The following is a 10,400-nucleotide window of genomic DNA, read 5'->3' as shown; positions in this document are numbered from 1 at the left end:
AACGCCCTCCGATCAACCGAGGCCGGCAGCGTTGTTCCACGTGGCGTCGGCGTTGTAGCTGGAGGGGTTGTCCCAGGCGTTGCCGCCGCCGCTACCGGCGATGTAAACGGCCTCGGCGTAGTGCCGCCAGTGGTAGCCCGGGTAGTTGAACGACTCCAGCGAGACGTTTCCCGCCCCGCCGTTGAGCGGCGGCTGCGCGCAGAACGTGGCGTCCTGCTGGAACACCGCCGTCCCGTCGTTCGACGCCTTCTGCACCCGGTATCCCGCGTGCCGCAGGTACTGGCCACCGAAGTTCGCCGACTCGAACGAATAGCAGCTGCTCTCCGCCAGGCCCGGCTTCACGATGAACGTCGCGTCCAGCCGGTCTGCCGACGAGCTGCTCGCGGTGATCACGTCGGTGCGTGCCAGGTTGTCGCGGTGTCGCAGGTAGCGGGTGTCGAAGCCGGGCGTGGTGACCCGGAACGACCGGCGCTGCCCGACCGGCAGGTCCGCGCCGCTGCGCCACCAGCCGGAGTTGACCGCCCAGGTGGCGTCCTGGTTGTACGAGGCGCCGGAGTCGGTCTCGACCCACACCTCCTCGGCCCGGTGCCGCAGGTAGGAGCCCGCCAGGTTCGCCGACTCCAGCGAGGTGCCGCCGCCGGACAGGCCCGGCCGGGCACAGAACGTGGCGTCGGCGTTGAAGGTGCCGCCGGTGCTCGCCTCGCTGTAGACGCGGTTCGCGCGGTGCCGCAGGTACCGGCCCGCGAAGTTGCGCGACTCGAACGAGTAGCAGGCGCTGTTGGACAGGCCGGGACGCACGAAGAACGTGGCGTCCTTCTTGTCACCCTCGGAGCTGCCCGCGTTGATCACGTCGGTCCGGGCGGCGCCGTCCCGGTGCCGCAGGTAGCGGTCGGTGTAGCCGGTCGTGGTCACCCGCAACGACACCGGCTTGTTCAGCGACAATGTGGTGCCGTTCGCCGCCCCGAGCACCCGCAGATGCGTGTCGCGGACGCGCGCGAAGTCCATCTTGCGGATCTGCCGGTCGTACGTGAAGAAGCCGTTGAGCTCCTCCTCCACGTCGGTCGGCTCGGTGTAGACCGATCCGGACAACCCGTTGCCGTTGATCAGGTCGACCAGGCGCGAGGTGATCTGGATGTAGCGGTTGGTCAGGGCGTTCGAGTCGGGCAGCCACTCGTACGCGAACTTGCCCGAGGTCGGCCATTCGTGGTTGGGGGTACGCAGGCCGAGGCCGCCGTACTCGCCGTTGACCGAGATGCGGGTGGCTGTCGGAGGGCGGGAGATGCCCGGACCGACGTACTGGTGGTCGTCGATCACGTCGCCGTTGCCCGGGTCGGGGTCGGAGTCGCAGCAGTTGGAGCCGGAGTTGTGGTTGACCAGACGGGTCGGATCCCAGCTCTTCACCAGGTCGGCGATCCGGCCGGCGTCGTACTCGCCCCAGCCCTCGTTGAACGGCACCCACTGCACGATCGAGGTGATGCCCTTGTGCTCGTCGATCATCTCGCGCAGCTCGCGCTCGAAGCGGGTCCGTCCCACGGCCGACGGCTCGCGGCCGCTGGCCAGCGCCGGCATGTCCTGCCACACCATCAGGCCGAGCCGGTCCGCGTGGTAGAACCAGCGGTCGTTCTCCACCTTGATGTGCTTGCGGACCATGTTGAAGCCGAGCGCCTTCTGCTGCTCCAGGTCGAACGCGAGCGCCGTGTCGGTCGGCGCGGTGTAGATGCCGTCCGGCCAGTAGCCCTGGTCGAGCGTGCCGAGCTGGAACACGAACTTGCCGTTCAGCGTGGGCCGCAGCGTGCCGCCGAGCATCGCCTTGCCCACCGACCGCATCCCGAAATACCCGCCGACGGCGTCGCCGCCGGCCATGGTCACCCTGAGGTTGTAGAGGAACGGATCGTCGGGGGACCACAACCGGGCGTTGGGTACGGGGATCCGGAAGCTGCTGCCCACCGTGCCGGTCGCCGTGCCGACCACCGTGGTGCCGTTGAGCACCTGGGCGGTCACGCTCGCGCCTGCCTGGGTGCCCTGCACGATCAGGTCCAGCCCGCCGGCGGCGACGTTCGGCGTGGTGTCCAGCCGGGTGACGCGCTGGGCGGTGGTCGGCTCCAGCCAGACCGTCTGCCAGATCCCGGAGGACGGCGTGTACATGATGCCGCCGCGGTTGAGGCGCTGCTTGCCGACCGGGATGTCCTGCGCCTCGACGGGATCCCAGACGCCGACGATGACCTCGTTTGAGCCGGCACGCAGCGCGCCGGTGATGTCGTACGAGAACTTGTCGTAGCCGCCCTCGTGCGTACCCATCAGGGTGCCGTTGATCCAGACCTTGGACTGCCAGTCCACGGCGCCGAAGTTGAGCTGCACGTTGCGTCCCGACCACCCGGCCGGGACGGTGAACGACTTCCGGTAGTACATGAAGTTCTCGTGCCGCATGATCCCCGAGAGAGCGCTTTCAATGGGGTACGGAACAAGCACCTCCTCGGCGAGCGTCTGGCCCACCGGCGGGGTGTTGGTGTTGCCCGCGCCGGCGAACTGCCAGATGCCGTTGAGGCTCTGCCAGTCCGGGCGGGTGAGCTGCGGTCGGGGATATTCCGGCAGGGGGTTCGTCGTGGAGACCTGGCCGGTCCACGGCGTGGTCAGCGGGGGTGTCTTGGGTACGAAGGCCGCGGCGGGCCCGGCGTTGACCACGACGGCGCCGGTGGAGGCGATCAGTGCCGCGGCCAGGCCGGTGAGCCATCGTCGGGAGCGGGGATGTGCAGTCACGTTCCTTCTCCTTCGAGAAAGTGCGCTGTTGGGGGAACTCATCGTGTCCCGCGGACACATCCGCTGGCAATAGACCTATGTCTATGCTTATCGGCCCGCTACCTGGCCTTTGATCACGACAGGCGGCGCCGCCTCCGAAGGGAAGCGGCGCCGCCGGTCAGCGTCGATCAGTAAGCGCTGTTGAGGTCGGCCTTGGCGTTGCTCGCGTCGTACTGACGGTCCTCGATGATGATGTCCTCGGGGATCGGCTCACCGTTGAAGAACTTCGTCGCGGTCTCGAAGGCCAGCGGGCCGAAACGCGGGTTGGACTCGATGACCGCCGAGGCCCAGCCGTCCACGACCGCCTGCACGGCGCCCTTGGTGCCGTCGATCGTCACGATCTTCACGTCGCCGGCCTTCTTGCCGGCGCCGCGCAGCGCGACGATCGCGCCCAGGGCCATCTCGTCGTTCTCCGCGTAGATGCCGTTGATCTTGTCGTTGGACTGCAGCAGCTGCTCGGAGACCTTCTGGCCCTCCTCGCGGGAGAAGTTGCCGGTCTGTTCGAACGTGATCTTGATGTCCGGCGCGACCTTGGCGATCTGGTCCTTGAACCCCTTGGTCCGCAGCGTGGTCACGTTGTTGCCGGGCGCGCCGAGCAGGATCGCTACCTCGCCCTTGTTACCCAGGGCCTTGGCCATCTCGTCGGCCGCGCGCTGACCCTGCTTCTCGAAGTCCGACCCGATGAAGGTCAGATAGTTGGTGCAGGACTTGGCGTTGATCTTGCGGTCGATGGTGATGATCGGGACCTTCTTGGCCGCCGCCTTGGCGAAGACCGAGTCCCAGCCGTCCGAGTTCAGCGGCGCGATGACCAGCAGCTGCACGCCCGAGTCGATCATCTGCTCGACGTCGGCGATCTGCTTGTTGAACTGCGAGTTGGCGTTGGCGGTGGTCAGGTTGGCGGCCGGGATGCCGACCTTGGCCGCCTCGTCCTTGATGGACTTGGTCTCGGCGATGCGGAACGGGTTGGCCTCCTTCTCCGATTGGGAGAAGCCGACCTTCGCCGTCTTCAGGTCCACCTTGGTGCCGCCGAACTGCTCCAGGGTGCAGGTGGCGGAACCGGGCGCGGCCGACTGTGCGACCTGTGCGCCCGCGGACGAACCGGTGGACGGACCACTGCCGGAGTCACTGTCCTCCGACTTGGCACAGGCACTGGTCGCGAGCAAGGCAACGCTGAGAGTAATCACTGCCGGTCGCAGGCGACCGAAATGAGCGCTCATGACATGGGCTCCTTCGAGGGGCGAGTGACATCAGGGGGTAATCACCCGGAAACACATTCACCCACCAACGAACTTTTGTTGTCAAGGTCGCACGTACAAAGGTTTACGGGTCCGTGATGGAGCGCTCTCTCGCAGGTCAGAGGCGGGTTGCGCGGGTCAGGCAAGATCGATGACGATGTGTGCGACCTCCGGGGCGTCTTTTGGGCAGAGGTGCCTGGTCGGCCGGGCACTCAGTCGATCACGGGGTCGCGCCACCGGCCGCACACTGATGGACTAGAGGGCATGTCCGAGGAACAGCCCTTCGCCGGCGACGTCTTCCTCGATCTCGCCGGGGACGGCCGGCTGACGATCGACGCAGACGAGGCCGACCGCCTGGTGGCCGCGCTCGAGCGCACGCTCGCCGCGGTGTGCGAACGGCTGCGCGTGATCCGGCTGTGGCGCGAGCTCGAGACGCCCACCCTGGACGGACTTCCCGGCTCCGCCGCGCAGATCGTCGCCGACGCCGTCTTCCAGGACCAGACCGGCCCCGGGCGGCTCGAGGAAGCGGCCAACGAGCTGCCCAAATACATCTTGGCGCTGCGTCAGGCCCGCCGTCTCTAGAGCCTCTGCATTTCTATGGAGCGGCTCTGGAGAGTTCGTGAAGGGTCAACCTTTTAACTGACCGGCATGGAGAAGATCAGCGTCGCCGTGCAGTCGTCCGACCCGCTCACCCGGGCGGGTCTGCTCACCCACCTCCAGGAGCGCCCCGAGCTCGGCCTGCTCCCGGCCGACCGGTGGACCGAGGCGACTGTCCGTGTTGTCGCGACCGACCGGCTGCGCCCCGAGTCGCTGGCCGCGCTGCGCCGCTCCGCCGCCGAGAGCTCGGCGCCGGTCGTGCTGATCGTCGAGGAGGTCTCCGAGGCCGACCTGCTCACCGCCGTCGAATGCCGGGTCGTCGCCGTGCTGCCTCGGTCCGTGGTGTCCGGCGAGCGCCTGGGCCGCGCCATCCAGGCCGCCGCCACCGGCGGGGGAGTGCTCCCGCCCGCCCTGGTCGGCGAGCTGATCAAGCACGTGGAACGGCTCCAGCACGAGGTGCTCAACCCGGCCGGCACCGGCGCCGGTGGCCTGTCGAACCGCGAGATCGACGTGCTCCGGCTGATGGCGGACGGGCTGGACACCAACGAAATCGCTGGCCGGCTCTGCTACTCCGAACGTACGGTCAAGAACGTCATCTACGGCGTCACGCACCGCCTCAACCTGCGGAACCGCTCGCACGCCGTGGCCTACGCCCTGCGTGCTGGAGTGATCTAGATCCGAGCCCTCGTCGAACCGCCGCACGTCCGCCCCGGCGACCGCGTGGCGGTGGTGTCACCGTCGTTCGCCGCGCCCGGCCCCTTTCCCGAACTGCACGAGCAGGCGATGCGCCGGCTCCGCGACGAGCTGGGCCTGGTCCCGGTCGAGTTCCCCACCACCCGCACGGTCGGCGCCGCGCCGGCGGATCGGGCGGCCGACCTCATGGCGGCCTGGTCCGACCCGAGCATTCGCGCGGTCCTGGCCACCATCGGCGGCGACGACCAGCTCACCGTCCTGCCGCACCTGGACCCGGCGCCGTTCCTGGCCGACCCCAAGCCGTACTTCGGCTATTCGGACAACACCAACCTGCTGAACTGGCTGTGGACGCACGGCCTGACCGGGTTCCACGGCGGCTCCACCCAGATGCATCTCGCCCGAGGCGCCGGACTTCACCCGGTCTCCACGGCGTCGCTGCGCGCCGCCCTCTTCGGCGGAGACCACGAGATCCGGCCGGTGGAGACCTTCAGCGAGGAGGAGATCAGCTGGAGTACGCCCGAAGCCCTCACCTCGTCCCCCGAGCCGGTGCCGTCACCCGGCTGGGAATGGCACCAGCCCGACCGCGTGGTGACCGCGCCCACGTGGGGCGGCAACCTGGAGATCCTGCACTGGAACCTGGCCGCCGGCCGCTGGATCCTGCCGCCCGCCGACTACGCCGGGTGCGTGCTGTTGCTGGAGACGTCCGAGGAGATGCCGCCGGCCGAGGAGGTCTTCCGGATGCTCCGCAACGCCGGCGAACGGGGCCTGCTGGCCCAGTTCCCCGCCGTCGTCGTGGCGGCGGCCAAGGCCACCCACTTCGCCAGTCCACGCCCGCCGGCAGACCGCGCTCAGTACCGGGCCGACCAGCGTGCCGCGGTCCTGAAGGCGCTGGCCGCCTACAACCCGTCCGCGATGGCCGTCTTCGGCGTCGACTTCGGACACACCGACCCGCAGTACATCCTCCCGTACGGCGGCCGCCTGACCGTCGACGGTCCGGCCCGCCGCATCATCGCCCACTACTGAGAGCCGGACCGGCGCGCCGGCGCTGGGTCAGGGGTGGACCGGGAGGTCGGTCAGGCCGCGGAGGAGCAGGCCGGGGCGCCAGATCAGGTCCGTGGGCGGGACGGCCAGGCGGAGCCGGGGGAATCGGCTCAGCAGCTTGTCGAAGGCGATCGTCGCCTCCAGACGGGCCAACGGCGCGCCCAGGCAGTAGTGGATGCCGTGGCCGAAGCCGACGTGCGGGTTGTGCGGGCGGTCGAAGCGCAGCTCGTCGGGGGCCTCGAAGCGTTCAGGGTCGCGGTTCGCGGAGAGCAGGCCGACCAGGACCACGTCGCCCGCGTGGATCTGCTGGCCGCCCAGCTCGAGGTCGTCGGTGGCGACGCGCCCGGTGGACATCTCGACCGGGCTCTCCAGGCGGAGGAACTCCTCGATCGCGCCGGGCAGCAGGGAGCGGTCGGCGTGCAGCCGCTCCCAGCGGGCGCGGTCGCTCAGCAGCAGGTAGGTGCCGTTGCCGATCAGGTTGACGGTGGTCTCGTGGCCGGCGATCAGCAGCAGGAAGACCATCGAGGTCAGCTCGTCCTCGGTGAGCCGGTCCCCGCTGTCGCGCACCGCGATCAGGCCGGAGAGCAGGTCGTCGCCCAGGTGGCCGCGCCGGCGGTCGAGCAGGCCCTTGATGTAGGCGATCAGCGCGCCCATCGAGGACTGCAGCCGTTCGGCGCCGCTGACCTCGGGGCCGGCCACGATGTCGCTGGACCAGGCGCGGAAGGAGTCCCGGTCCTCGACGGGGATGCCGAGCAGCTCGCAGATCACCTGGATGGGCAGCGGGAACGCGAACGCGTCGATCAGGTCGACCCGGTCGTGGGCGCTCATCTCGTCGAGCAGGCCGTCGGTGATCTCCTCGATCCGTGGCCGCAGCGACTCGATGCGCCGGGTGGTGAACGCGGCCGCCACCAGTTTGCGCAGGCGGGTGTGGTCGGGCGGGTCGGTGGCCAGCATGTGCCGGTTGATCGCGTTCTGCACGCCGGAGTACGACTGCGGGCCGCGCGGCGCCTTGGACAACCTCGGGTCGGTCAGCGCCTTGCGCGCGTCCTCGTACCCGGTGACCAGCCACGCGTCGACGCCGCGCGGCAGGCGGACCCGGCGGATCGGGCCCTCGGTGCGCCACTGCGCGTAGGTCGGATGCGGGTCCGCCGCGAACAGCGGGTCGGCGAGGTCCTCCTGCGTCACGGCTTATCCCTCCGTGTCAACGAATGTCTGATTCGACGCTACTCCGAGGGAGCGGCCGGCTCCGGTGTGGAGGCGGCCGACGACGGAGACTGCGGGTTCCGGTGTGGAAGCGGGCCGGCGACGGAGATCGCCGGCCCGCCGCGGCTCAGCCGACAGTGAGGTCGAGCCGTTTGGTGCCGGAGACGGGCACCGGCACCTTCGTGGCGGACTGGAGGTCGGCGGCCCCGTCGTACCAGCCGGCCGCCTTGTTCAGCGGGTCGGCCAGGTACCAGTCGACGGTCACCGGGCGACCGCCGATCACCGTGAACTCGTACGCGCCGCCCGGCCCGGGGAAGTCGGCGACGGCGAGGATGTCGCCACTGGCCGCGTTGCGCGCCGTCAGCCGCCCGCCCGTCCACGCCGGACCGCCCGGCGCCACGGTGACCGTGCCGCTGACCTTGGTGCCGGCCGCCATCGTCATGTCGTAGGTGCTGGTGACCCCGCTGGTCACCGCCACCGTCTCGGCCTGGAAACGGTTGCCGGTGCCACCGGACCACTGCCGGGGCAGGCCCGAGGGCGGGGTGAAGACCGGGGTGAAGAGCAGCGGCCACGCGTACGGTCCGAGCCCGCGCACCGTGTACCGGCCCTGGCTGTCACTGCCGGGCGAGGCGGAGCTGGGGATCCGGTACGCGAGCGGGCTGACGTTGACGCCCGCCACCGGCTGCCCGGCCGGGTCACGCACCACGCCGCTGACTGTGCCCGCCCGGTCCAGCAGCGCCGTACCGGCCTTGATCGTGTGTCCGGCCCTGACCCGGAACCTCGTCGCGGCGCCCTGGTCGCCGGTGCCGCCCCCGGGCGTGTACCACTGCGACCCGGATGAGCCCTCGCCCAGCACGAACAGCTGGTAGACGCCCTCCGGCAGGGCCTCGCTGGTGGTCTTGCCGGACTTGTTGGTCCAGGTGTACGCGAGGGACTCGGTGCCGGCGCCGACCTTGACCGGGAGGAGCGAGATGTCGCGCACCGGTGCGCCGGTGGCCCGGTCGTGGGCCTCCAGGTGGATCCGGCCGCCGAGCGTCAACGGGACGGTGAGCCTCATGTTGCCGCCCGCGGTCACGGTGGCCGGGACGTCCTTCGCGATCAGGTAGTCCTTGTCGCCGCGGGGCGTCAGGGTGACCAGGGTCCGGTCCGGCTCGAGGCCGGCCGCGGTCACCGTCGAGCCGGGGGCGCAGTAGTCACCGAATTTCGCGACCACCGCGACGCAGATGCCGGTGACCGGGGCGCCGGTGGTGGCGTCGACCGCGCTGACGGTGATCGCCCCGCCCTGCTGCCATGCCGTGTCGAGTGTCGACGTGGCGCCGGACGTCGTGGTGACCACCCCGGCGTCCTGGGACAGCCGGCCGGTCGTGTTGGTGAGCGTGATCCGGTAGGTCTCCGGGAAGACGCGGTCCATCCGCCAGACACCGTCCGGGCCGGTCGTCGCGGTGTAGGACAGGGTCACGCCGGCGACGACGACGTCGGCCCGGGCCTTGATGCCGGGCAGCGGCTCCCCGGTCGGCAGCGTCACCCGCCCGGTGAGCGTGCCGCTGACGGGGTGGAGGGTGCCGATCCGCTTGGTCCGGCCGGGCCGCATCTTGATGTGGGTCGCGTTCTCGATCTTGACCGTGCCCGGAGCGAAGAAGTTGGTGCCGTTCCGGAAGTAGCCGAACACGTAGTCGCCGGGCAGCACATTGCGGAAGTACGTCCGGCCGCGGGACGTGCCGCTGGCGGTGGCGACCAGCACGCCGTCGTGCCAGAGGCCGAAGGTCCAGCGGCTGAGCCGGCCCGGGTCACCCACCCGCAGCGAGGCCTGGACCTGGCCGGTCGGCAGCAGCCGATCGTTGACCAGGGTGCGTTTTCCGGCCTTGACCTCGAAGATCTGGGCGTCGGCGCGGTCGATCTCGCGCGGCACCCACTGCCGGCCGGCGGCCTTCACCTGCCAGCGCCCGACCGGCACCGGGAGGGTGTAGCGCCCCTCCGCGTCGGTGTCCGCGGCCAGGAAGTTGTCGCTGCCCACCTCGAAGGCGAAGACCTGGATGCTCCGGGTGGTGCGGTTGATCCGGCCGCCCAGCGAACCGATCGCCCGCATGCTCTCGTCGACCGTCACCGTCTGGTCGCCACCGACGGTGAAGGTGGTCGCCGTGGCCTGGGTGGCGGCGTCGTGGGCCCACTGCGAGAAGGAGCCGGCCCGGAAGACCATCGTGAACGTGCCCGCCGGGACGCCGGGGATCGAGTACCGCCCGTCGGCGTCGGTCGCCGGCGAGTGGAACAGCGCGCCGCCGAACTCCGAGATCACCGAGGCCGAGCCACCCTTGATCGGGGCGCCCGCGGCATCGGTCAGCGTGCCCTGGACGGTGCCGGTCGCGACCTTGCGCTCGTCGACGACCGTCGTCAGGCCGGGCACCACGGTGTAGAGCTGCGCCTCGGCCGGCCGCGGCCTGCCGGGGGCGTACTGGGTCAAGCCGTTGTACCGGAAGGTCAGCCGCACCGGCCCGGCCGGGACGTACTCGAGCAGGTAGCGGCCGCGCGCGTCGGTGGTCGTGCTGGTGGTCCGGTCGTTGTAGTCGGGACTGGTCGACCGGACGGACGCGCCGGCGATCGGCGCGCCCGTCTGATCGGTGAAGGTGCCCGTCACCAGGCCGGTCTGCGGCCGGTCCGGCGGGGTCAGGGAGACGGCGGCGGCCTCGGCGGAGCCGGGTGCGGCCGAGCCGGGTGCGGCCGAGCCGGGCGCCGCCGAAACGGGCGCCGCCGGCGCGATCAGGATGATCGCGCCGGCGGTCAGGGCGGCTAAGGACAGTCGGAGCATGTCGTGACCCCCGTGGCAAAAGTCCAATGAGG

7 protein-coding genes are annotated in these 10,400 nt (G+C 70.3%); 3 read left to right on the top strand and 4 right to left on the bottom strand.

What is annotated here, in order from left to right; genetic code table 11:
- Nucleotides 1–12: 12 nt before the first annotated feature.
- Both QSK31_RS26665 and QSK31_RS26660 read right to left on the bottom strand, forming a co-directional pair.
- Nucleotides 13–2,757, bottom strand: a complete 2,745-nt coding sequence (locus QSK31_RS26665) for an AbfB domain-containing protein (RefSeq protein ID WP_285687086.1) — start codon at nucleotides 2,755–2,757, stop codon at nucleotides 13–15.
- A 167-nt stretch (nucleotides 2,758–2,924) separates the two neighbouring features.
- Complete coding sequence (locus QSK31_RS26660) at nucleotides 2,925–3,959, bottom strand: ABC transporter substrate-binding protein (protein ID WP_285687085.1); 1,035 nt, start codon at nucleotides 3,957–3,959, stop codon at nucleotides 2,925–2,927.
- A 336-nt stretch (nucleotides 3,960–4,295) separates the two neighbouring features.
- Here QSK31_RS26660 and QSK31_RS26655 point away from each other — a divergent pair, with 336 nt between their 5' ends.
- The 3 genes from QSK31_RS26655 (at nucleotide 4,296) to QSK31_RS26645 (ending at nucleotide 6,344) form a co-directional block, all read left to right on the top strand.
- Nucleotides 4,296–4,613, top strand: a complete 318-nt coding sequence (locus tag QSK31_RS26655) for a hypothetical protein (RefSeq protein WP_285687084.1) — start codon at nucleotides 4,296–4,298, stop codon at nucleotides 4,611–4,613.
- Nucleotides 4,614–4,679: 66 nt separating this feature from the next.
- Complete coding sequence (locus QSK31_RS26650; protein WP_285687083.1) at nucleotides 4,680–5,303, top strand: helix-turn-helix transcriptional regulator; 624 nt, start codon at nucleotides 4,680–4,682, stop codon at nucleotides 5,301–5,303.
- Between the two features lie 45 nt (nucleotides 5,304–5,348).
- Nucleotides 5,349–6,344, top strand: coding sequence for a S66 family peptidase (locus QSK31_RS26645; protein WP_285687082.1), 996 nt, complete (start codon nucleotides 5,349–5,351; stop codon nucleotides 6,342–6,344).
- A 27-nt stretch (nucleotides 6,345–6,371) separates the two neighbouring features.
- On the opposite strand, the gene QSK31_RS26640 is transcribed toward QSK31_RS26645, so the two are convergent.
- On the bottom strand, nucleotides 6,372–7,547 hold the full coding sequence (locus tag QSK31_RS26640; protein ID WP_285687081.1) for a cytochrome P450 family protein: 1,176 nt from the start codon (nucleotides 7,545–7,547) through the stop codon (nucleotides 6,372–6,374).
- A gap of 145 nt (nucleotides 7,548–7,692) precedes the next feature.
- On the bottom strand, nucleotides 7,693–10,368 hold the full coding sequence (locus QSK31_RS26635) for a carboxypeptidase-like regulatory domain-containing protein (protein WP_285687080.1): 2,676 nt from the start codon (nucleotides 10,366–10,368) through the stop codon (nucleotides 7,693–7,695).
- Nucleotides 10,369–10,400: the final 32 nt, after the last annotated feature.

Source organism: Actinoplanes sp. NBRC 103695 (assembly GCF_030269485.1).
In the GTDB taxonomy this organism is placed as follows: Bacteria; Actinomycetota; Actinomycetes; order Mycobacteriales; family Micromonosporaceae; genus Actinoplanes.
This window is presented reverse-complemented; position numbering and strand designations above follow the sequence as displayed.